General features: G+C 66.7%; 24 protein-coding genes. 11 read left to right on the top strand and 13 right to left on the bottom strand.

Annotation, left to right across the window (positions count from 1 at the left end; all coding sequences use genetic code 11):
• The first annotated feature begins 57 nt into the window (after window positions 1-57).
• Window positions 58-888: a helix-turn-helix domain-containing protein gene (locus tag GOARA_RS10535; protein WP_007322352.1), complete on the top strand. Its 831-nt coding sequence runs from the start codon at window positions 58-60 to the stop codon at window positions 886-888.
• A 155-nt stretch (window positions 889-1,043) separates the two neighbouring features.
• A complete protein-coding gene (locus tag GOARA_RS10530; protein ID WP_007322351.1) occupies window positions 1,044-1,442 on the top strand; it encodes a cupin domain-containing protein in 399 nt (132 codons plus the stop codon).
• Window positions 1,443-1,444: 2 nt separating this feature from the next.
• On the opposite strand, the gene GOARA_RS10525 is transcribed toward GOARA_RS10530, so the two are convergent.
• The gene (locus GOARA_RS10525) at window positions 1,445-1,795 is read right to left on the bottom strand and encodes a hypothetical protein (protein WP_007322350.1); all 351 of its coding nucleotides are present in this window, start codon (window positions 1,793-1,795) and stop codon (window positions 1,445-1,447) included.
• 61 nt (window positions 1,796-1,856) lie between these two features.
• Here GOARA_RS10525 and fdxA point away from each other — a divergent pair, with 61 nt between their 5' ends.
• On the top strand, window positions 1,857-2,204 hold the full coding sequence (gene fdxA, locus GOARA_RS10520; RefSeq protein ID WP_007322349.1) for a ferredoxin: 348 nt from the start codon (window positions 1,857-1,859) through the stop codon (window positions 2,202-2,204).
• A 4-nt stretch (window positions 2,205-2,208) separates the two neighbouring features.
• Here the strand turns inward: fdxA and GOARA_RS10515 are convergent, their stop codons facing one another.
• Complete coding sequence (locus GOARA_RS10515) at window positions 2,209-2,421, bottom strand: hypothetical protein (protein ID WP_007322348.1); 213 nt, start codon at window positions 2,419-2,421, stop codon at window positions 2,209-2,211.
• 113 nt (window positions 2,422-2,534) lie between these two features.
• Here GOARA_RS10515 and GOARA_RS10510 point away from each other — a divergent pair, with 113 nt between their 5' ends.
• Genes GOARA_RS10510 through GOARA_RS10495 form a run of 4 tightly spaced genes read left to right on the top strand, consistent with a single transcriptional unit; the run spans window position 2,535 to window position 6,656 of the window.
• Window positions 2,535-3,437 (top strand): enoyl-CoA hydratase, encoded by a 903-nt coding sequence (locus GOARA_RS10510; RefSeq protein WP_007322347.1) that lies wholly within the window; start codon window positions 2,535-2,537, stop codon window positions 3,435-3,437.
• Window positions 3,438-3,440: 3 nt separating this feature from the next.
• Window positions 3,441-4,601 (top strand): acyl-CoA dehydrogenase family protein, encoded by a 1,161-nt coding sequence (locus GOARA_RS10505; protein WP_007322346.1) that lies wholly within the window; start codon window positions 3,441-3,443, stop codon window positions 4,599-4,601.
• Between the two features lies 1 nt (window position 4,602).
• Window positions 4,603-5,574, top strand: coding sequence for an acyl-CoA dehydrogenase family protein (locus GOARA_RS10500; RefSeq protein WP_007322345.1), 972 nt, complete (start codon window positions 4,603-4,605; stop codon window positions 5,572-5,574).
• Window positions 5,571-6,656: an acyl-CoA dehydrogenase family protein gene (locus GOARA_RS10495; RefSeq protein WP_007322344.1), complete on the top strand. Its 1,086-nt coding sequence runs from the start codon at window positions 5,571-5,573 to the stop codon at window positions 6,654-6,656. The genes GOARA_RS10500 and GOARA_RS10495 overlap by 4 nt, the downstream gene beginning before the upstream one ends.
• 308 nt (window positions 6,657-6,964) lie before the next feature.
• Here GOARA_RS10495 and GOARA_RS10490 read toward each other — a convergent pair whose 3' ends face one another.
• The 6 genes from GOARA_RS10490 to hsaA all read right to left on the bottom strand — a co-directional run bounded on the left by GOARA_RS10490 (window position 6,965) and on the right by hsaA (window position 12,952).
• Window positions 6,965-8,110, bottom strand: a complete 1,146-nt coding sequence (locus GOARA_RS10490) for a sulfotransferase family protein (protein WP_007322343.1) — start codon at window positions 8,108-8,110, stop codon at window positions 6,965-6,967.
• 87 nt (window positions 8,111-8,197) lie between these two features.
• Window positions 8,198-8,980 (bottom strand): SDR family oxidoreductase, encoded by a 783-nt coding sequence (locus tag GOARA_RS10485; RefSeq protein WP_007322342.1) that lies wholly within the window; start codon window positions 8,978-8,980, stop codon window positions 8,198-8,200.
• Window positions 8,977-10,194, bottom strand: a complete 1,218-nt coding sequence (locus GOARA_RS10480; protein WP_007322341.1) for a hypothetical protein — start codon at window positions 10,192-10,194, stop codon at window positions 8,977-8,979. Before GOARA_RS10480 ends, GOARA_RS10485 begins: the two co-directional genes overlap by 4 nt.
• Complete coding sequence (hsaB, locus tag GOARA_RS10475) at window positions 10,191-10,763, bottom strand: 3-hydroxy-9,10-secoandrosta-1,3,5(10)-triene-9,17-dione monooxygenase reductase subunit (RefSeq protein WP_007322340.1); 573 nt, start codon at window positions 10,761-10,763, stop codon at window positions 10,191-10,193. Before hsaB ends, GOARA_RS10480 begins: the two co-directional genes overlap by 4 nt.
• A 7-nt stretch (window positions 10,764-10,770) precedes the next feature.
• Window positions 10,771-11,688 (bottom strand): iron-dependent extradiol dioxygenase HsaC, encoded by a 918-nt coding sequence (gene hsaC / locus GOARA_RS10470; RefSeq protein ID WP_007322339.1) that lies wholly within the window; start codon window positions 11,686-11,688, stop codon window positions 10,771-10,773.
• 70 nt (window positions 11,689-11,758) lie between these two features.
• On the bottom strand, window positions 11,759-12,952 hold the full coding sequence (hsaA, locus tag GOARA_RS10465; protein ID WP_007322338.1) for a 3-hydroxy-9,10-secoandrosta-1,3,5(10)-triene-9,17-dione monooxygenase oxygenase subunit: 1,194 nt from the start codon (window positions 12,950-12,952) through the stop codon (window positions 11,759-11,761).
• A gap of 258 nt (window positions 12,953-13,210) precedes the next feature.
• Here hsaA and GOARA_RS10460 point away from each other — a divergent pair, with 258 nt between their 5' ends.
• Window positions 13,211-14,395, top strand: coding sequence for a 3-ketosteroid-9-alpha-monooxygenase, oxygenase component (locus GOARA_RS10460; protein WP_007322337.1), 1,185 nt, complete (start codon window positions 13,211-13,213; stop codon window positions 14,393-14,395).
• 53 nt (window positions 14,396-14,448) lie between these two features.
• Complete coding sequence (locus tag GOARA_RS10455) at window positions 14,449-14,811, top strand: hypothetical protein (RefSeq protein WP_040522722.1); 363 nt, start codon at window positions 14,449-14,451, stop codon at window positions 14,809-14,811.
• A gap of 1 nt (window position 14,812) precedes the next feature.
• On the opposite strand, the gene GOARA_RS10450 is transcribed toward GOARA_RS10455, so the two are convergent.
• Window positions 14,813-16,072 (bottom strand): glutaminase, encoded by a 1,260-nt coding sequence (locus GOARA_RS10450; protein WP_007322335.1) that lies wholly within the window; start codon window positions 16,070-16,072, stop codon window positions 14,813-14,815.
• Window positions 16,073-16,165: 93 nt separating this feature from the next.
• Between GOARA_RS10450 and GOARA_RS10445 the strand changes: the two genes are divergently transcribed.
• Window positions 16,166-16,990, top strand: a complete 825-nt coding sequence (locus GOARA_RS10445; RefSeq protein WP_007322334.1) for a CPBP family intramembrane glutamic endopeptidase — start codon at window positions 16,166-16,168, stop codon at window positions 16,988-16,990.
• A 44-nt stretch (window positions 16,991-17,034) separates the two neighbouring features.
• On the opposite strand, the gene GOARA_RS10440 is transcribed toward GOARA_RS10445, so the two are convergent.
• Entirely contained in the window at window positions 17,035-17,691 is a 657-nt protein-coding gene (locus GOARA_RS10440; RefSeq protein ID WP_007322333.1) for a cysteine hydrolase family protein, read from the bottom strand.
• A gap of 111 nt (window positions 17,692-17,802) precedes the next feature.
• Window positions 17,803-18,357, bottom strand: a complete 555-nt coding sequence (locus GOARA_RS10435) for an NlpC/P60 family protein (protein ID WP_007322332.1) — start codon at window positions 18,355-18,357, stop codon at window positions 17,803-17,805.
• A 202-nt stretch (window positions 18,358-18,559) separates the two neighbouring features.
• On the opposite strand from GOARA_RS10435, the gene GOARA_RS10430 reads away from it, so the two are divergent.
• A complete protein-coding gene (locus GOARA_RS10430; RefSeq protein ID WP_007322331.1) occupies window positions 18,560-20,947 on the top strand; it encodes a UbiA prenyltransferase family protein in 2,388 nt (795 codons plus the stop codon).
• Between the two features lie 18 nt (window positions 20,948-20,965).
• Here the strand turns inward: GOARA_RS10430 and GOARA_RS10425 are convergent, their stop codons facing one another.
• Window positions 20,966-21,229: a hypothetical protein gene (locus GOARA_RS10425; protein ID WP_138947649.1), complete on the bottom strand. Its 264-nt coding sequence runs from the start codon at window positions 21,227-21,229 to the stop codon at window positions 20,966-20,968.
• A 693-nt stretch (window positions 21,230-21,922) separates the two neighbouring features.
• The coding region (locus tag GOARA_RS20405; protein ID WP_211599499.1) for a hypothetical protein at window positions 21,923-22,211 on the bottom strand (289 nt) is incomplete at its 5' end.

Here is a 22,211-nt window from a genome sequence, read left to right as displayed (position 1 = left end):
GTAAGCGACGGCTCTACCGAACGTCAACCCTCGCCGCCGACACGAAGGGCGGTCGCGGTGATCGACGCGGTGGTCGACGCGTCGATCCGGCGTTCGGATCGACAAAACACCCTCGCTGACATTGTGCGCGACACGGGGCTCTCGCGGGCCACAGCCCACGCGATCGTTTCCGAACTCATCGACCTGGGCTGGCTGCACCGCAACGACCGCGGCGGAATCACCCTGGGCGGCAGCCTGCTCGCGACGGCGTCGCGAGCACTCGAATCCGACCGCCTGGCCGCCGCCGCGCGCCCGGTCCTCGCCGACCTCGTCGCCTCCCTCGGGATACCCGCGTTCCTGGCGAGGCGGATCGACGACTCGACGATCACCGTCGTTGAGTACGCCGCCCCCCGGCCTCGCGGCGACCACCAGGCACAGGCCTTCGCCGTCGGACGGCGCATCGGCCTGCGACCGCCGATCTGCCGGGAGTTCCTGGCCTGGGAGCCCGACGACACGCAGGTCCGCTGGGTCGAGCGGGCGCCCGCGGGGGAACGGGCCCGGCTGCGCCAGGCGCTGACCGCGGTGGCCGAACGAGGATTCTCCATCGAGCGGATCAACGACGAGCACCGGGCGGTGATCGACGCGCTGACGACGATGTCGAGCGTTCCGGAATCGTTGCGCCAACGGGTCGGCGCGCTGGTCTCGGAGCTGTCGGCCGTCGACTACCTCCCCGACGAGCTGACCGGTGAGGTCGGCGCCGTCACGGTCGGCGCACCGGTGGTCGAGGACGGGCGGGTGATCGCGGCCGTGGTCGCGTGCCCCAACGCCACGATGCCCGCCGACGACCTTCGCGACATCGGTTCCGCAGCGGTCGAGGCCGCCGGGTTGCTGACCTCGACGGCCTTCTGACCCTCGGAGACCGGCCTTCCGTCGGCGCACAATCACGAGGACATTCTCCGGCAGGTCGAAGGTCCCCTGTCTGCACTCGGCCGTCGTCGGTAGCATTTTAACTACAAGAGTTGAGTAAATTGACTACCTGCGCGAACAGGTGGGAGGGCCAGGCGATGACTGCTGATTCGGAGGCCGACGGCGCACTGCCGCGCAAGCTCGGCAACACCGCGGAGCTGACCGCGGCGCCGATCGAGACCGCCGACGTCGCCTGGAAGCTGGAACTCGGTGACCGTCACCTCGACTCGAACCTCATCCGGCTCGCGCCCCACGGTTCGATCGCCGCCCATACCGGTGGCGAGGTCGATGTCCTCGTCCACGTCCTGGCCGGCTCTGGAACCGTCGGCGCCGAAAGCGGCGACATCTCCGTCGGCGCCGGCGATCTGCTGTGGCTGCCGCGTTTCTCGAAGCGGTCGTTCACCGCGGGCGAGCAGGGGTTGAGCTATCTCACGGTGCACACGCACCGCGAAGCGTCGCTCACGATCGAACCGTTCGACGGTGACCGGGGGCGCTGATGTCAGCGGGCGCCGACCGGCTGCGGCGCACCGGGCACCGGTGCGTAGCGGTACTGCTGACGCCCGCTGACCAAGCCGGCGCCCAGCAGCACGGCGCCCGAGACCATCAGCCCGGTCGCGAGGATCACCCTGCTCTGCTTGGCCTCGACGAGGCGGTCCGGACGACCGCCGGCCTCGGTCTCGCAGATCTGCACGCCGGTCGACGTCGGGTCGACCTTGCACGTCGTCGTCACCGACCGCTGCTCGGACAGCTGAGTCAGCGCGACATACCCGTAAATCGTCCCGCCGGCGAAGAGCAGGAAGCCGAAGATCGCGGCGAGCAGGCCGACGACGGAAGCCGATTTCGTCCACATGGCCCGCCACGCTACGCCCGAGCATCACAACCGTCCGCCGATCGAACGAGGAGGTGATCGGATGACCTACGTCATCGCCCAGCCCTGCGTCGACGTGAAGGATCGCGCATGCGTCGAAGAGTGCCCAGTCGACTGCATCTACGAAGGGTCGCGCAGCCTGTACATCCACCCCGATGAGTGCGTGGACTGCGGTGCGTGCGAGCCGGTGTGCCCGGTCGAGGCGATCTTCTACGAGGACGACCTGCCCGACGAGTGGGCCGACTACCAGTCCGACAACGCCGACTTCTTCGAAGACGTCCTCCCCGGACGATCGGAACCCCTCGGCTCGCCGGGCGGTGCGGCCAAGACCGGCGTCGTACCGGCCGACGCCCCGTTGGTCGCGTCGTTACCGGTGCAGGAGAACGCCTGACCGGTCAGCCGGACTTCTTGTCCTTGTCGACGAACAGCATCACGGCGCCGTAAATCGCGAGGGCGAGGATTCCGAGCCAGATCAGGCTCTTGATCAGCGGGTACAGGATCATCAGGGCGAGCAGCCCGATGACGATGATGGCGAGGGCCTTCCACAGGCCACCACCGCCGCCGGAACCTGTGTTGGGGCTGTAGGGGTTCGGGGTCGTGGAGTTCATACCTCCACTGTGCCCGCAATGCTGCCCGTTTTCACGGGGTCGGCCCACCGGGGGTATTTGATGCCCGGCTCCCGCGCTACCAACCAAGCACTTGCTAGGTTACCCTGGACGGCATGACTGATGCCGTCATCCCACCGCCGCTGAGCCCCGACGAACTCGGGCCGGACACGTCGCCAGTCGCCTACGAGACCGCACTCGACGGCGCGCTGGCGTACGTCACGCTCAACCGTCCCGAGTACCGCAACGCGCAGAACTCGGTGATGACGTACTCGCTGGACGCGGCGTTCCGCAAGGCCGTCGACGATCCCGCGGTGAAGGCCATCGTGCTGCGCGCGAACGGCAAGCACTTCTCGGCCGGCCACGACATCGGCACCCCCGAGCGAGACTTCGACACCTACTACGACAACGTCGCAGCGCTGCACTGGGACCACACCGACAAGACCGGCGCCGACCAGCGCCTCGCCCGCGAGACCGAGGTCTACCTGGGGATGTGCCGCCGCTGGCGCGACATCCCCAAGCCGGTCATCGCCCAGGTGCACGGCGCCTGCATCGCCGGCGGCCTGATGCTCGCCTGGATCTGCGACTTCATCGTCGCCTCCGACGACGCCTTCTTCTCCGACCCGGTCGCCCGCATGGGCATCCCCGGCGTCGAGTACTTCGCGCACGCGTACGTACTCGGCCCGCGTCGCGCCAAGGAGATCCTGTTCACCGGCGAACGATTCACCGCGGCGCAGGCCCTCGACTGGGGAATGGTCAACCACGTGGTGCCGCGCGACGACCTCGAAGCGAAGGTGACCTCGATCGCCGAGCAGATCGTCGCCATGCCCATGCAGGGACTGTTCCTGTCCAAGAAGGCCGTCAACATCTGCGAAGACCAGATGGGCATGCGCACGGCGATGGACTCGGTCTTCGGCTGGCACCACTTCGCCCACAGCGCCAACGCCGAGGGTGGCGGGGACTCGCTGGGCGGGATGGATGCGAAGTCGATGAAGTCCTCCGCCGAGAAGAAGGGCTGACCGGTGGATCTCCTCCTCGACGACGAGGCAATCGCGTTTCGCGGCGAAGTGCGCTCCTGGCTGTCCGAACACGTTCCCGCCCAACCCCTTCCGTCCATGGACACCGCCGAGGGATTCGAGGCGCATCGCGCCTGGGAGGCGGAGATGGCGGCCGACCGCATGTCGGTGGTCAGCTGGCCGGAGGAATACGGCGGCCGCGACGTCCCCCTGCTGCACTGGGTGATCTTCGAGGAGGAGTACTACCGTTCCGGCGCGCCGGGCCGCGTCAGCCAGAACGGGATCTTCCTGCTCGCGCCGACGCTGTTCGAGCACGCGAGCAAAGAGCAACTGGACCGGATCATGCCCCGGATGGCCCGCGCCGACGACATCTGGGGCCAAGCGTGGAGCGAGCCGGAGGCCGGCAGCGACCTGGCCTCGCTGCGTTCCACCGCGACCCGGACGGAGGGCGGCTGGCTGCTCAACGGGCAGAAGACGTGGAGTTCGCGGTCCAGCTTCGCCGATTGGGGCTTCGGGTTGTTCCGCTCGGACAAGGACGCCCAGCGCCACAAGGGCCTGACCTACTTCATGTTCGACCTGCGCGGCGAAGGCGTCACGGTCCGGCCGATCGCCCAGCTCGACGGCGAGCCCGGGTTCGCCGAACTGTTCCTAGAGAATGTCTTCGTTCCCGACGATCCGGCCGACCCGGCCAACTCGGGCGTGATCGGCGAGGTCAACAACGGGTGGAAGGTCGCGATGAGCACCGCGGCCAACGAGCGCGGGCTTTCGCTGCGCTCCCCCGGCCGGTTCCTCGCCACCACCGACCGGCTGCTCGAACTGTGGCGCACGGCCGACGTCCCCGCCACCGCGGCGACCGACAAGGGCGTGGTCGACGCGTGGATCGGCTCGCGCGCCTACGAACTGTCCACCTACGCGACCGTCAGCCGCCTGGCGGCCGGAGGCCAGTTGGGCATGGAGTCGTCGATCAACAAGGTCTTCTGGTCGCAGTGGGATATCGCCGCGCACGAGACCGCACTGGAATTGCAGGGACCCGACGCGGAGCTGGTCGACGCCTGGACTGACGGCTACCTGTTCTCGCTGTCCGGTCCGATCTACGCCGGCACCAACGAGATCCAGCGCAACGTCATCGCCGAGCGACTTCTCGGCCTGCCCCGAGGAGATCGCTGACATGGAATTCCTCCTCGACGACGAGCACGTCGGTCTGGCCGACACGATCGACGGCCTGGCCTCCCGTGCCGACGCCATCGCCGCCAACCGGGCCTGGGCCGACGGTGACACCGCACCCGGGCTGGCCCTGTGGAGTTCGCTGGCCGAACTGGGTGTCACCGGACTTCTCGTCGACGACGGGCACGGTGGCGCGGGTGCCGGAGCAATCGAGATGGTCGTCGCGGCCGAGGCACTGGGCCGTCATGCGGTGCCCGGTCCGGTCGCCGAGACGCTCGCGGCCGTACCCGCGGCCCTGCGTGCGGCCGGCCGCGCGGCGGAGTTGTCCTCGCTGGCGGCCGGCGGGCTCGCCACGATAGCCGTCGCGCCGTGGCAGCCCCGGGTCGCCGACCCCGCCGTCGCAACCGTCTACGTCGTCGCCGACGGGACGCTGGCCACGGGTGCGGCCGGCGAACCATTGGCCACCGTCGACCCGTCGCGAACCGTCGCCGAAGTCGCCGCAGGCGAATCGCTGGGCGACGGAGTGGACGTCGACGATGTCCTGAACCACGGGGCGCTGGCCACGGCGGCGCAACTGCTGGGCCTCGGTGCGACGATGCTGGACCTGGCGGCCGAGTATGCCAAGGCCCGCCAGCAGTTCGGCCGGCCGATCGGATCCTTCCAGGCGGTCAAGCACCATCTGGCCGACGTCGCCGTCGCGCTGGAGATGGCTCGGCCGCTGGTGCACGGCGCGGCACTGGCGCTCGACGGGGCCGTCCCCGACGATGTCGACGCGAACCGTGAGGTGTCGGCGGCGAAAGTGGCCGCGTCCGACGCCGCCTATCTCGCCGCGCGCGGATCCCTTCAGGTTCTGGGTGCCATCGGTTACACCGTCGAGCACGACCTCTCGTTGTTCCTCACCAAGACCCAAGCGCTGCAAAGCTCATGGGGAACGCCCGCGGCTCACCGGCAGCGGATCCTGGAGACCCTGCGATGAGCGACGAGGCGATCTCGGCCGAGGACTTGGCCGCGTTGCGCGATTCGGTCCGCGATCTGCTGGCGCGCAGCGGTGGTAGCGAAGCGGTGCGAGCCGCGATCGCTTCCGACCGCCGTGTCGATGGCGGACTGTGGCAACGATTGGCCGGCGACATCGGCGTCGCCGCCCTGGCAGTACCCGAGGATCTGGGCGGTGTCGGCGCGGGCTGGGGTGCACTGGCCGCCGTCGTCGAGGAAGTCGGCGCGACACTCGCACCGGTGCCGCTCTTTTCCTCCGCCGTTCTCGCCACCGGCGCGCTGCTCGTCGCGGCGCGGCACAACGGTGACGGCGCCGCCGGCCTCGTCGAATCCCTCGCCGGCGGTGAACGGACCGCCACGCTCGTCGTCGCCGACGAATCCTCATGGGAGACACCGGGGGTGAAGGCCGACGGCGGGCTGCTCACCGGGACCGCCCACTACGTGACCGATGCCGAGGCGGCGACCGACCTCGTCGTCCTCGCCGGCCAGTCGTCGACGTCGCACGTGACCCTCCATGTGGTGGCCGCGGATGCGCCGGGTGTCACGATCATCCCGGTCGCGACGATGGATCCCACGCGGCCGCTTTCGCAGGTGGCGTTCGAGGAGGTCTCCGCGCAGGCGGTCCCCGCTCCCGACGACCTGCTCCCCCGCATCCGCGATCTCGCCTGGGCGCTGCTCGCCGTCGAGCAGGTCGGCGCGGCCGGTGCCGCGCTGCGCATGACCGTCGAGTACGCGAAGGAACGCAAGCAGTTCGGACGCGCGATCGGCTCCTTCCAGGCCCTCAAGCACCGGATGGCCGACATGTACGCCGACGTCGAGACCGCGCGGTCGATCGCCTATGCCGCGGTCGACGCGGTCGGCACATCAGAGGGCGCCGAGTTCGCGGCCGCCGCTCACGTGTACTGCTCGGAGGCGTTCAATCGTGTTGTCGCCGAGGCGATTCAGCTGCACGGCGGAATCGGCATCACCTGGGAGCACGACATCCAGCTGTACTTCAAGCGCGCACACTCCGCCGCGCAGTTCTTCGGTCAGCCGGCCGACGTCGTCGCGGCCGCGGCGCTCTGACCCCTGGTCACGTCGGCCAAACCGGCGTGCGTTGGTCTCGATACAAATCACTCGCTGCGCTCGCGATTCACTCGACCACCCAAGAAGCCGCCCCGTAGTCGAGTGGGCCGCTCTTTTGGTGGTCGAGTGCCGCTCTCTAGGCGATCGAGTGGACCGCTCTTTTAGGTGGTCGAGTACCGGTCTCATGGTGGTCGAGTACCGGTCTCATGGTGGTCGAGCACCCGTCCCATGGTGGTCGAGTGCCCGCTCTTTGGGTGGTCGAGTGCCGCCGAGGCGCTAGCCGAGGTGGCGTATCGAGACCCGCTCAGTCAGGCGAAGGCTTCGCGCACCTGGTCTTCGGTCAGTCCGTAGTCGGCGAGGTTGTAGCGGTGCTGCGGCTTGCGGTCGCCGGATCGGCTTTCCTCGTCGAGCGCCACCATCGCCGCCCGGGCCTGCTCCGACGGCTCGGTGCCCAAGGCCGCATACACGCGATCGACGGTGCCGAGCGGATCGTTGCGCAGCTCGGCAAAGTCGACGTCGACGAACTGCGCCGGATCGTATTTCGCGCGCGCCGCGGTGAATTCGCGCAATCCGCGCGACCACAGCTCCAGTTGATCGCGGCCGATCGTCTCGCCGGCGAAGGTCGTCGACCAGCCCGGCGTCGCATGCTCGGCAAGGCTGCACATCGACGCGACGATGGTCTCGGGTGCGCGGTGCGTCTGCACGACCAGCGCATCCGGATAGGCCGCCATCAGGGCGTCGAGCGCGAACAGGTGGCTGGGGTTCTTCAGTACCCACCGCTTCTCGGGATCGTTGCTACCGATCAGCTGCAGGTTGCGCCGGTGCCGCTCGTAGGCGGGCGTCCAGTCCTGCCGCGCCAGCCACGACGAATAGCTCGGCACGTGCGCCAGCGACTCGTAGGAGATCGACATGACGTCCTGGCGCAGCAGCTGCCAGCACTCCTCGACCTCGGCGGCGTTCATGTAGTGCAGCCCCATGAACTCGGGGTTCTCGACGTGGTGCTGTGCCAGCCCGGCGTCGATCTGCTGATAGACCGGATTCGACTCCCACGTGTCGCGCGGCGGGCGCGGCTGCGGGAACTCCGCCAGCCACATCTCCAGACCCTGATGCGACGGGTCGGCCGACAACAGCCGGTGCAACGCGGTCGTGCCCGTACGCGGGAGACCGGTGACGAAGATCGGCCGGGTGATCCGCACGTCGGCGTAGCCGGGGTTGTTCTTCCACGACGCCTCGGACAGCAGCCGCGCGACGAGCGCGCCCTTGAGGAAGTAGCGGAACATCTTCGATCCGAGCGGCGTCAGTCCGGCCTCGTCGCGATACGCGTCGAGCAGGATCTGCATCGCTTCGCGATACCCCGTGTCTTCGCCGAAGTCGCTCAGGCCCGTTGCACGCGTGGCTGACTCGTGCAGGTCGTCGACCGTGCCGACGCTGGTTTTGGTGTTGGCTTCGGTCATGCTGTCCCTGCCCACTCGACGACGATGAGGTGCCCACTCGGCGAAGGTGGGGTGCCCACTCGGCGAAGGTGAGGTGCCCACTCGGCGTCAGTCATGGTATTCACCGCAGTTCACGTCGAGGGTGTGCCCGGTAATCGCGCTCGCCATGTCCGATGCGAGGAAGAGCGCGGCGCGGGCGATCTCGTCGGGCTCGGGCAGTCGCTTGAGGTCGCTCTTCGAGGCCGTTTGCTCGTAGACCTGCTCGGGGGTGATGCCGTACTTCTTGGCGATCTCGCCGAAGTACCACTTGAGCTGATCGTCCCAGATGTAGCCGGGGGCGACGGAGTTGATGCGAATCCCCTTGTCGCCCAGCTCGGTCGCCAGCGTCTGCGACATGGCGAGCAGCGCCGACTTGGTGAGCTTGTAACTGCCGTAGCGCGGTTCGGAGTGGCGGATCACCATCGAGTTGATGTTGACGATCGAGCCCTTCGCCGCTTCGAGCGACTCGGTGAACGCCTTGATGACGCGCAGGGTGCCCAGCACGGTCAGATCCACGCTCGACGCGATCTGCTCGAAATCGGTGCGCGCCAACGGTTTCATCGACGGCATCGCGAAAGCGTTGTTGAACAGCACGTCCACGCCGCCGTACTCGGCGACCGCGGTCCGCACGAGGTTGTCGACCTGCCCGTCGTCGGTGATGTCGGTCGGAACCGACAGCGCCGTGCCTCCGTGGCCGTGGATCTCGTCGCGAATCTCGGCCAGGCGCGACTCGGTGCGGGCCGCGAGCACGACCTTCGCACCTTGGGCGGCGGACTGCAGACACAGCGCCTTCCCCAGCCCGGGACCGACCCCGGATACGACGACGACCTTGTCTTGCAGCAACCCGCTCACGCCAACATCCTCCTTGCGAACGCCCGCTGGCGGGCCGCGATTCGGGCCGTCCAGCCCGCGTCGTCGATCGAATTGTCTTGGTAGTACGGCAGTTTCGCGGCGACGTCGTCGAAGTCGACGACCTCGGCGGTCGGTCCAAGCTCGGGGCCGATCGGTGAATCGGTGCGCTGCCAGCGGAATTGGATGATGCCGCGGCGCCGCCCGGTCGTCTCGACCCAGTTGGCCACACCCGGGTTGCGCGCCGAGATCACCATTCGGATCATCCCGTCGGGGTCGACCTGCGCCTGGGCGGAGTTGAGGCTCGTCTGATGGTTCACGTAGTCCAGTGAGATGTACCAGAGGCTGCCCAGTTGGAAGCCCTGGTACGGCGCGTCGCTGCGCGGCACGGTGACGATCATCGCCTTGTCCTGCGGCAGGTCGAAGTGCCCGACCGAGGAGAACTGCGTCGCGAGACCACCCGGGGTCTGACGCGGTGCGGTGAAGGTGTTGACCGGCTCGTCGAGGTAGAACCACTTGGGAAAGTTGAACCAGGTGTTGATGCGCGAGGTCAGCATCTTCGCGGCGGTGGAATACCGCCGCTTCATCCGCTCCAGGCTGGGCTCCTCAGCGGCAGTGCCGACGGTGTCGGACCGCTCGATGGTGACCATGCCGCGCTCCTCGGTGTCCCAGTCGGAGTACACCTCGCGCACCGCCAGCGTGGTCGCCCCTTCGGGCAGGACGAAGTAACTCTTCGGCGGGTTGTCGACCGCCGGCCCGAAGGTCAGCTCGAAGGACCCGTCCTCGGCGATGGTCAGCCGGCGGTCGTCGAAGGCCTCGTCGCCACCCGGGACGGAATCCGCGGAGTATTCGCCGCAGAGCACCTGGAAGCTGAGATCGGTTGTGCTGCCGCGCTTTCCGCGCACAACGTAGGTGGCGTCCGGCTCGACGACGGCGTGGTAGTAGATCGTGTCGGGGTTGTCCAGACCCATCTTCGAGTACGGCCCGGTGGACGTGACGAAGTACGGATGGCTCTTGTTGTGGGCGCGGACGAGCTGCAGGATCGCCGAGACGGAGCCGGCGAGATAGTCGTAGCCCTCGGCGAGGTCGGCGTCGGTCTCGGCGAATTCCGCGGTCGCGATCAGCCGTTCGGCGTCGGCGATCGCCGCGCTGAACGGTGCGGTCGCCAGGTCTTGCGGTGGGACGGTCGCGGTCGCCGATTCGGTCGATTCACTCACAGCCACGTGTCTCCTCCAGTCCAGGTCAAGAAGTCGTCGAGCGCCTCCTGCGCGGGCGTGACGCGCGGGTGCTCGGTCGAGAGATAACCGCCCCGGTAGAACAGCAGGGGCTTGTCCTGCAGCACCTCGCCCAGCGTGGCCGCACGTCCGATCACGATGTGGTGGTCGCCACCGTCGACGACCCGTTCGATCTCGCATTCCACCCAGGTCAGGCTGTGGCGCAACACCGGGAGACCCAGCGGGGAGCTGTCCCACGGAATGGACTTGAACTTGTCGTCGCCCGGGGCGCCGAACGTCGCACTCACCTCTTGCTGCCGGTTGGCCAGTACGTTGACCACGAACTTGCCCGCCTTCTCGATCACCGGCCAGCTGCGCGAAGTCTTCATCGGGCAGAACAGCACGAGGGGCGGATCGAGCGACAGCGCGGCGAACGACTGGCAGGCGAAGCCGACCGGCTTGCCGTCCGGGTCGAGCGTGGTGATCACGGTGACGCCGGTACAGAACTGGCCCATCGCCGTGCGGAACTGGCGCGAGTCGAACTCGCTGGACCCGTAGGGCTGATTGGCCATCGCCGCCTCAGCCCTTGAAGCCGATGGTGAAGTCGTGGCCCCAGAGGCTGACCGCCGTCGACTCCCGCGCGATCCACTCGTGGTCGTCGACGGTCCTGCCCTCACAACCGAACTCGATGTCGAAGCCGCCGGGGGTCTTCATGTAGAAGGACAGCATCAGGTCGTTGACGTGGCGGCCCAGCGTCGCCGACATCGGCACCTTCCGGCGCAGCGCACGGTCGTGGCAGAGCCCGACGTCGTCGGCGCGCTCCACCTCGACCATGAGGTGCACGATGCCGGTCTCGTTGGGAATCGGCAGGAAGGCGAGCGAGTGGTGGCGCGGGTTGCAGCCGAAGAAGCGCAGCCACGGTGGCGGGTCGCCCTCTTCGCGGCCGACGACCTGCGGAGGCAGCTTCATCGAGTCGCGCAGCCGGAAGCCGAGCACGTCGCGGTAGAACTCCAGCGACTTCTGGTCGTCGGTCGTGGTCAGCACGACGTGGCCCAGGCCCTGTTCCTCGGTGACGAAGCGGTGGCCGTACGGGCTGACCACGCGGCGGTGCTGCAGGGCGACGCCGTGGAAGGCCTCGAGTACGTTGTCGTCTGGGTCGGCGAAGACGATCAGCTCGTCGACCTGCCGATCGGCCTTCTCCTCGGCCGTGCCCTCGCGATACTCGATTCCATTGGCGCTCAACCGGTCTCGCACTTCCTGCAGACCGGCGGCGTTGGCGCACTCCCAGCCGGAACTGGCGAGGTGGTCGCGATCGGAGGGGACGATCACCAGCCGGGCGGGAAAATCGTCCATCCGCAGGTACAGCGCACCCTCGGTCAGGCCTTTGCCCTCGACCATGCCGAGCACCTTGAGGCCGTAGTCGCGCCAGGCGTCGACGTCGGTGGCGTCGATCCGCATATAGCCCAGAGAACGGATCGGGCTGGAATCGGTTGTCATGTCAGGCTTTCCTCCTGGTCCTCGGTGGTCGAGTGTTCGCGACGAAGGAGCGAATGTATTTTCAGACCAATCAGACCATCGTGTCGCCGATGGGGATGCCGAACTCCCCATTGCCGAACGCCACATAGGCGCGCTCGGGATCGTTGGCGGCGTGGACGCGCCCGCCGTGGGCGTCGCGCCAGAACCGCTGGATCGGCGAGTCGACGTTCAGCGCACCGGCGCCGGAGTTCTCGAACAGCATGTCGATGGCCTCGATCGCCCGGCCGGTGGCGCGCACTTGGTCGCGGCGAGCGGCGAGACGGAGTTCCATCGGGACTTCCTCGCCGGCGAGGATCAGGTCGTATTCGGCCTGCAGGTTGCCCGACAGCTGGCGCCACGCCGCGTCGATCTCACTGGCCGCCTGGGCGATCCGCACCTTGGCGAACGGATCGTCCTTGCTCTTCTCGCCGGCGTAGGCGGCGCGCACGCGCTTGCCCTGGTGCTCGACGTGGGCCGCGTAGGCGCCGTACGCCATGCCGACGATCGGCGTCGAAATGGTGCTCGGGTGAATGGTGCCCCACGGCATCTTGTAGACCGGCGCGGTGTTGCGCTCCAGGCCCGGGCTCTCACCCTTGCTCATGGTCGCCATCGACAGCACGCGGTGGCGCGGCACGAAGACGTCCTTCACCTCGAGCGTGTTGGAGCCGGTGCCCTTGAGGCCGACGACGTTCCACACGTCCTTGATGGTGTAGTCCTCGCGCGGCAGCAGGTAGCTCACGAAATCCACCGGGCGACCGTCCTTGATCACCGGGCCACCGACGAAGGTCCAGTCGGCGAGGTCGCAACCCGACGAGAACGCCCAGTTGCCGTTGACCTTGTAGCCGCCCTCGACGACCTCGCCCATGCCCATCGGAGCGTACGACGACGAGACGCGGACGTCGGTGTCCTTGCCCCAGACGTCTTCTTGCGCCTGCTGGTCGAAAAGCCCGAGGTGCCAGTTGTGGACGCCGACAATGCCCGCGACCCACCCGGTCGAGCCGCACGCGCTGGCGATCCGGCGGACCGCCTCGTAGAAGGTCACCGGATCACACTGGTAACCGCCCCACTGCTCGGGCTGCAGCAGTTTGAAGAACCCGGCGTCCTGCAGCGCCTTCGCGCTCTCGTCGGAAACGCGGCGTGCATCCTCGGTTTCCTGGGCCCGCTGGGCGAAGTCCGGCAACAGTGCATCGACGTTGTCGAGGACCTGCTGGGCTTCCGCGCTGCGGTGGGTCGTGCTGGCTGACATCTACCTCTCCTGCCTTGAAGTGGCGGGTCGGCTGCGTACACCGCCTTGCCACGAAGCGTACGGCCTAAGACTAGAACACGTTCTTATTTCTGTCGAGAACAAGGTCAAACGTCCTGTTTACTGCTGTAATCGTTGCCGAACGGCGGCAAGAACTACCACAGTATTGGAACGTGTTCTAGTATTGATGACGAGACACAAGGCGCCCGGGAGCGATGCGAACGGGCCAAGTCGAGTCGCAGCCCGACGACAGGAGTAGCTATGACCCCCGCACAAGATTCGGCGGTGCGTGAGATCGACACCGGCGAGGTCCCCACCCGGTTCGCTCGCGGCTGGCACTGCTTGGGACTCGTCGAGGAGTTCAACGATGGCAAGCCGCACTCGGTCGAGGCGTTCGGCACCAAGCTCGTCGCCTGGGCCGACACCCAAGGCGAGTTCAAAGTACTCGACGCCTACTGCCGTCACATGGGCGGCGACCTCAGCCAGGGTGTCCTGCGCGGTGACAACGTCGCCTGCCCCTTCCACGGGTGGCAGTGGAACGGCAAGGGCCGATGCGCCACGGTCCCCTACGCCAAGCGCAACCCCAAGCTGGCCAAGACCCGGACCTGGCCGACGATGGTCCGCAACGGACAGGTCTTCGTCTACAACGACCCGGAGGGCAACCCGCCACCGGAAGATTGCTACATCCCCGAACTCGACGAGTTCGACACCGACGAGTGGACCGGCTGGACCTGGAACCGCATCGTCATCGAAGGCTCCAACTGCCGCGAGATCATCGACAACGTCGTCGACATGGCGCACTTCTTCTACGTGCACTACGCGCTGCCGGACTACTTCAAGAACGTCTTCGAGGGCCAGACCGCGGCGCAGTACATGAACAGCCACGGCCGGCCCGACGTCGCGATCGCCACCGCGTACGGCGACACCCGGCTGGAGTCGATCGCCGCCTACTACGGTCCCTCCTACATGCTGAACCCGATGGTCCAGTACTACGGCGGCTACGCGGTGGAGACCATCCTGACCAATTGCCATTACCCGATCGACGAGAACTCCTTCGTCCTGATGTTCGGCGTGATCGCCAAGATTCCCGAGGGACTCAACGCCGAGCAGGCCTCCAAGATGGCGAAGAAGATCAGCGCGGGCATCGAGGTCGGCTTCCTGCAGGACGTCGAGATCTGGAAGCACAAGACCCGCATCGACAATCCGCTTCTCGTCGAGGAAGACGGGCCCGTCTACCAGCTGCGACGCTGGTACGAGCAGTTCTACGTCGACGTCGATGACGTCACCGAGGAGATGACGCAGCGCTTCGAGTACGAGATCGACACGACCAAGGCCGTGGAGAACTGGAACATCGAGGTGCAGGAGAACCTGAAGCGCCAGGCCGAAGAGGCGAAGGCCGAGGAAGAGGCGAAGGCCCGCGAGGCCGATGCCGGGGCGAGTGTGTAATGACTCAGGCGGCTCATCGACCTGGCGCCGGGAGCGCGAGCGAGCGGGCCGCAATGCGACCGCGGGGCTGGGCGAAGGCGCCCGACTACCACGATGATCCGGTCCGCCGTGCCGCCATCGAGGAGGCGACGGCCCGCGACCGCCAGCACTATCTGCGGAACGGACTCACCGAGATCGAGTGCCGCGCCTGTCATGCCTGCGTCTTCGTCAAGAAGACGAGCCCGCATCAGACCAGCGTGCAGTGGACCGCGTCCGCCCGCGAGCAGTGTCCGGCGTTCGACGAGGTGCGTGCCGACGGCGGCAATCCGGCGATGCTTCCCGGGTGCCCGCGGCTGACCGCGTCGATCGACCACGGCGTCGCCGAGGGGATCATCCCGCGCGAGGGCCCCGAGGTCGACCCCGACGGCTATTGGTGATTCAGCCGATCGCCGCGACGTCGGCGACCACGGTCAAGCGCCCGCCGTCGCCGGGATCGGGTGTATCGATGATGCGTTCCGGGTCGATCAGGTAGACGTCGCGGCCGTCGAGCGAGAGCCGGCGGGTCACCTCCAACAGCATCCGCCGTGCCACGCTGTCCATCGCGTGGACGTGCGAAAGGTCGAAGGCGACGCGCGGCTCATCGGGCGCGTCGGCGGTGACGGCCCGCACGACGTGTTCGGCCTCGGCGAAGCGGAGGCCTCCCTGCAAGACGTACAGCCGCAGGTCGTCGCCGACGCGGTCGTCGCTTCGCAGCACCGTTCTCGACGCGGCCGGAACCTCCAGCATGTGCATGCCCATGTCGTCGGAGAACCGTTCGAAGAGGCTGATCCCGCGGACGCTGTTGCCGTGCTTGTCGAGCCGAGGCGAGAACGTGGCGATGCCGACCTGCCCGGGCAGCGCGCCGATCAGCCCGCCCGCGACTCCGCTCTTGGCGGGGATGCCGACCTGCGTGACCCAGTCGCCCGCCGCGTCGTACATGCCGCAGGTCGTCATCACGCTGAGCACCTGCCGCACGACCGGCTCGGAGACGATCTGCTTGCCGGTCGTCGGGTGTACGCCGTGATTGGCCAGCGTGGCCGCCATCAACGCCAAGTCGTTCGTGGTGACCAGCAGCGAGCATTGCCGCGTGTAGCCCTCGACCACCGGCACCGGATCCTCGTCGAGGATGTCGTAGGCGCGGAGCATGTGGGCGATCGACAGATTGCGGTGCGCAGTCGTCATCTCCGATTCGAAGACGGCCTCGTCGACTTCCAGCTCCCGTCCGGCGAAAGCGCTCAGCCCTTCGGCGACGCGCTCGAACCTCTCCGCCGGACCGATGCCTTTCCCGCCGGCCAGACTGTGCGCGGTGATCGCGCCGGCGTTGATCATCGGGTTGAGCGGCCGGCCCGTGTCGTCGAGCGACACCTCGTTGAACGCCTCGCCCGACGGTTCGACTCCGACCTTGGCCAGCACGTCGTCGAGACCCCGGTCGGTCAGGGCCAGCGCGTAGACGAACGGCTTCGAGATCGACTGGATCGTGAAGGGCACGTCGGCGTCGCCGACCGCGTACACCTCGCCGTCGAGCGTCGCCATCGCCGCGGCCAGCCGGTCGGGATCGGCCGCGGCCAGTTCGGGGATGTAGTCAGCCGGAGCGCCGGAGTCGTCCGACTCGACGGAGCCGAGCACCTCGGTGATGTAGTCGGGGATCGGTGATCGCACGCAACTCTCCTCCGTCGATGACGGCGTCGCCGCCTGCCGGCCGCACGGCGGGCCTGGCTCACCCTAGCGCGATCGGCCGGTTAGGTTGGGACAGTGGGATCCACCGTTGCCCGGAGCGTGACCGTCGTCGGCCTCGGCTCGATCGTGGCATCGGTGGCCTACCTCGCCGTGTCCGGCGGCGGCCTTCGATACACGGCCGATTCCGCCAACACCGTCGCACTGTGGCAGCCGTGGATTCCGGCACTGGCCGGCGCGGCGGTCGCACTCATGATCCGCCCCGCCAACGAGCCGGAAACGGCGACGCACCCCAGATATCAGGCGTGGATCCTCCTCGGATGCGCAGTCGGCTTCGCCGCAGGACTCCTGGTCCTCGGGACCGACGAGCCCAAGTACCTGGGTCTCAAGCTGCTGTTTCTCGCGGCCGTTCCCGTGGTGATGTTCAGCCTGGCTCGGACCCGCGGGGCCGGCGCGCCCGACGACCTGCTGCCCTCCACACGCAGCGCGTGGTGGCGACCGGCGGCTCCGGTCGCCGCCTACGTCGTCGCATTTCTCCTTGTCGCGCCCACCCGGCCTCCGCTGCTCGCCGGTCTCCCCGTCGTCGATGCCGTACTCGTGCTGCTCATCGGTTTCGGCATCAACGCGGTGCTGGAGGAGTTCTTCTACCGGCGCTGGCTACTCGACCGATGGCGCGAGATCCTCGGTCCGTGGCCGGCGATCGCGTTGTCGTCGGTGGTCTTCGCCCTCTGGCACGTCGCCATCCAGGGAACCGGCGAACCCATCCGCGACGTCGCGAACGCACTGGCCTATCAGGGGGTGAGCGGCGTCTTCCTCGGATTCCTCTGGGTCCGGTTCCGGATGATGTGGCCGCTGCTGGTGATCCACGGCATCTGGAACGCCAATCCGCTCAACCTCTTCTGAGGGTCGGCGATTCCTCCCGCACCGATCGTCACTTCCCGACGGAATTACGTCGGGAAGTGCGGATTCGATCGGGAGGAGTCGGCAAGTGCTCCTCGTACCTCGTCGACGGTGCGCAGCTCGACCCCGATCAGCGTCATATCCGACACTCGTTCCGGCGTCGTCTGCGAAGTCGCATCGATGACGAGGACGGCGCGGTAGTCGCGCTCGGTGGCGTCGAACAGCGTCGCGCGCGGGCAGTTCGGCAGGTTGCATCCGGCGACGACGACGGTCGTGATGCCGCGTTCACGCAGCAGCGCATCGAGGGCCGTCCGGTGGAAGGCCGACCATCGAGGCTTGTACAGGAGGTATTCGTCGATCCCGGCGGATTGTGGCTCGCCGCCGCGCAACAGCTGCCAGTCGGGCTCGACGTCGAGGAGGCGGGCCGGTATCCGCGCACCCTCGGTGCCCGGTTGCGCGGCGGCCGAGCCCGATTCGATCATCGAGCGACGCACCGTATCTACGTCCGACTCGCCGGCCCGGTAGGAGCGGACGACGTGGACGATCGGCCGCTGCGCTCCGCGGAACGCTTCGACAAGGGTTGCCATGGCGTCGATCCGCTCGGCGGTGCCGGGGATGGCCGACGGGCCGTCGACGAAATCGTTCTGCACGTCAATCATGACCAGCGCTGACGTCGCCCACTCCGGGCTCACATAGTCGCTCACTCATCCATCCTCGCCGCCGTCGACGACGATGTCGCCCGAATTCTTCCCGCACCGATCGTCACTTCCCGACGCGATCACGTCGGGAAGTGCGGATTCGATCGGGAGGAGCGGTTAGCCGTAGCGCCGAATCGACTTGATCGGCGGCATGGTGCGCAGCTCCTGGAACCTGATCGGGCGGCCATTGGGTCCTCCCGCGTGGAAGACCTGGCCGAAACCGGCGTAGATCCCGATGTGGCTGGCGTTGCGGTAGAAGACGATCACGTCACCTGGGGCCAGCGCACTCATCGGAATGGCCTTGCCCGCACGCGCCTGCTGCTGGCTGACGCGCGGGATGCGCACCCCGACCGTGCCGAACGCCCACTGGAGCAGCCCGGAGCAATCCCACGAGTTGGGGCCGGTCCCGCCCCACTTGTACGGCTTGCCGACCTGCGTGATCGCGACGTTCAGCGCGGCCATGGCGGCCGGCGTGGAGACCGGAAGGAAGATGTCGACCGATCCCGACGACCCAGACGACCCGCCGGAGTTCGACGAGCCCGCGGTCAACTGCGGTGCGACGACCGATCCCGCGGCCACCGCCGCGACGATCGCCGGAGCGGCGATCCAGCGTCCGAGCGACACCGACGTGCGCTCGCCATCCTTCCGCACAAAAGGGTGCTTGGGAGTCATGTACTCCAGCGTGCGGCAGGTCCGACCGTTTGCGACCGTCGGTTGTCGAGGTGAGACGCCTTTGTGACTGGTGTGAAATATGGGGTGCGTGGGTTTTTGCGGTCGTTCGACATCCTGATATCTGCCAATAGTTGCCACTCCCCCGGAATTGCTCCTCGGACGGCCAACCACTGGCCGATTTCGGCGGTAGTAGCATGCGGGAATGACTCTCGCCGACGCACTTATCGTCGTCGCCGCGCTAGCTCCGATTGGCCTCGCCGTAGCGTGTCTGTCCTTCATCAAGCGTCGTCAGCGACGCGGTCGCCTCCGAGGCTTCCTCGTCGACCCGGCGCCCCTGGAGCGTGACGATACGGCCCAAACCCCAACGGGTGGTACCGATTCGCTCGGTGACCCCCTTCTGCCGGACGCGCGAGAGCCGGAAGAAGTCTCACATAGCGCCCAGATCGCATTCGCTATTCTCGGCGGCCTCCTACTCATCGTCTCGGTGCTGCTCGCCGTCGCCAGTCTTCGCAGTCCGATAGACGCCTCTTCCTCGTATCCGTACGCCGAATTCGCCGACGTACGAACAACTGTTTGTGTAGCTTTGTGCTTCTCTGCGGCGGCCATCCTGGTGGCGGTTACCGCCACCGTGCGCCGGCGACGTCCGTCGGTTCGAGCCGCCGCCTTCGCGATGCTCGTAGCTGGTGGACTGTCAGCGTCCGCCGTGGCGGCATCCGCAGGGATGCTCCAATCCGAGATGTTCACCGGCGTGGCTCATGAGCGGGCGCTGCAGTCCTTCTGGGTATTCATCGCGGCACTGCCGTTCGCCGGGATCGGGATCCTCGACCGCCCCGAGGCCGAGCGCCGCGACCAACCGATATGGGCACATCCCGTCCTCAGGGGGATTGGCCTAGCCGCCGCGCTTTTCGCGGCGAGTTGTGCTGCCCTGACCCTTTCGGCTTTGTCAGCAGCCACTAGTGCGCGGGGCGCGTGGCAGATCATGCTCGCCCTCGTCGCCTATGCGCTCGTTTCCGCCATCGTGACCGCGGTAGGCATGACGGAGCGTGTCCGGGCGCGGTCCCAAGACACAACGCTGCCCTGGGTCTTCGGCAGCGTCCTGGCATTGTGCAGCATCCCGCTCGTGCTGAGTTTCGCCAATCTACTGAGCCCGTACCTCCCAGTCCTGCAGCGGCTGGACTCGCGGCCGATCGCACTGTTCGCGGTCCTCGGCGCAACGGCTGGCGCTGTCGCAACGCTCTGCCTCGCCTTCTACACCAACCCCTCGTTCCCGAAGGAAGACCCCTATCCGGACTATCCTCGCCGCCGGGTTCTCATCGTCGGTGTCGCAGGCTTCCTCGTCGCGACCGTCGCTGCCGGGCTTCTCGTCGCGACGGGGCCGGTCATTAAGCCCGCCGAGGCATCGCCGCTGGCTCAGCCCGTGCCGATTCCGCCCGAGCCGACGACGATAGGCTCCACCGCATTCGAGATGCAGATGCCCGAAAGACCTGACCGCGTCATTGTGCGAGCTGGCGGTCCAGGATTCATCATGTCCACGAAGGCCGGGCTCACCGGGCACGACGGCACGACCGGAGCCCCGCGGTGGCGGCTTGATTCGTCAGTGCTAGGCGGTGAAATTGATCGGGGCCGGGACTTCACGGTCTTCGGTCCCGGCCCGGACGCCGTCATCGTTGTAGTCACACGCCATATAACAATCGGACTCGACGCTATGACCGGCCGGCTCCGCTGGAAGTCCGCAGCCCCAGCCTTGCGAGATCCGACAAGACATCCGCTCGACCGGGCCAACTTCTATCGAGACGATGGTCCCCGCCCCGCGAAGAACAGAAGTTCCAACGATCAGCAACCCCAGTTCGCGGTCATCAACCCGTACAGCGGCCGAGTCACTCGGGAAATCGATGCTCCGTGCTATCCCGACCATTTCGCATCCAGCGAGCGTTACGTGATCCTGCCGATGTGCCACGATTCCTCTACGAAATTCAGCGTCATCAACATCGGTACTAGTGCCACCCGTACGCTACAGATTCCCGGTGTAAGGGTTGGCGATCTCGCGGACGTGCGGCATCTATCCGGGGACCTATTCGGGGCGGTCTACAATCGTCGACGCACATATCACGATGACGGGGAGCCAGTGCCGAACGTCGTTGCCGTGTTCGACGGCGCCAAAGGCGTCGAGGTTGATCGCTTCGACGCTGTCGGCGACCTTGGCCCTATGCGTCACGGCCTCGTCCCAGTTGTTCAGCCGTATCACAAGCAGGGCGACGAAATCCTGATCCGAGACACAACCACCCGCAGATTCATTCGGGTGCCTGTTCCCGCCAACCGAGTTAGTTGGAAGGACAGATTCGCGAGCGGGTTCTACGACCGGAACAGTGTCCTCGTGTGGCTAGGCGACACGTTGATGGTGGGAGAATTACGCAGACTCCTCCTTGTGAACCCGCAGAAGCGAACAGTGACCGTACGAGACTCCCCATGCACGCGCGGCCCTCTCCTACGAGCTGCTGTAGCACCCGGTTCAATGCTCTTCACGTGCCTTCGGGAAGAAGGCTCTCTCGCCACCTCCGATGACACCACGGAGATCGTCGGCACTCGCTAGGAAGCGGACACGCGCCGCCTACCTCTCCCACCCGTCGCGCTTCATCTCCCACAACACATCACCGCGAAGTCGCTCAGAAACATCATCGGGAATCGTCCACCCGTTGACGCGACTCCACTCGAATCTGGCTTCGTCCAGACGCGCACGGAACTCGACCTCGATTGAGGACATCCGATCTTCCGGCTTCGTAAACTTGGCGCGGAGTTCCTCGACCGTCGTGCCCTCAGGCGACTTCAACGCCGCAATCACGATCGGCGAGAACCCCTCCATCTCCTTCGCCACAATCACTCCGCTCCAGCCGCCGGCCACCCCGGGTCCGGACCGAGTGAAGCCGAGAAACCTCGCGACACATCACCCGGTATTCGCTCACAAACTCTGCGATCTTCCGTCGACGTCCAAGCCCCGATCGTCCAATCGCCGAACACACTTCGTTCCGGCCGAACCCGAGGGCCACGCTGATTAGCAGGAGGAGGCCTACCCTCTTTCCGATATGCGAATTGCTTCACGACGCTCCCTCTCTTGACACCGGGCATATCGAGATAGCACACGACAACCGCCCCCCATCCCGGCGGGATACTCCTCATCGGGCCCCCGAACTCCATTTGCATCACGTCCGGTCGGGCGCCGACCCACAAATACCCGGCAGACAGCCCAAGCGAGGCCCCCAGTCGCGGGGAGTACCCCCACGGCATGCGTTCCTCTGTAGCCGCTTTATACCCTGGAAACAGCCCCGCAGCCCCAAGGAACTCGCTCGCTACATAGTACGATTCAGAAATGCCCCTCACGAAGGTTCCCTCCGAACTCGCCAGATCAATCAATCCGGTGGGCAGCCACCGGATTGGATGATTCTCCGGTACCGGACCAGGGGAACTTGGCGGCGATGCCCGTTCATCATCTGCACAACCTCCTATTAAGAGACTTCCGAGCAGTAGAAATACCGCTAATCGGCGCATCACAACACGCATTCTGCCCACGCTACCCACCCGGATTACTGGGCGTAGATCGATCTGGTCTACCGCCGCTGTCGGTTCGCCCGGCCTCGAAGTTTTCCTGCGGCGTTCCAATGAACCTTTCCCAAGTCTCCCGAATACTCCCTTGCTCGTCACGCATTGCCTGTTTCTGCTCCGGTGTAGCATCCGGAGGAAAGTCCAGCTCGCCGTACATGCTTCCCAGATCCAACTTCCCATTGGTGAACCAGCGTGGATCATAATTCGGGTTGCCGGGATCCGCAGCGATACGCCCGGCCGCGTTCGCGGAGTTGAGC

The organism is Gordonia araii NBRC 100433 (genome assembly GCF_000241265.1).
Taxonomy (GTDB): Bacteria; Actinomycetota; Actinomycetes; order Mycobacteriales; family Mycobacteriaceae; genus Gordonia; species Gordonia araii.
This window is presented reverse-complemented; position numbering and strand designations above follow the sequence as displayed.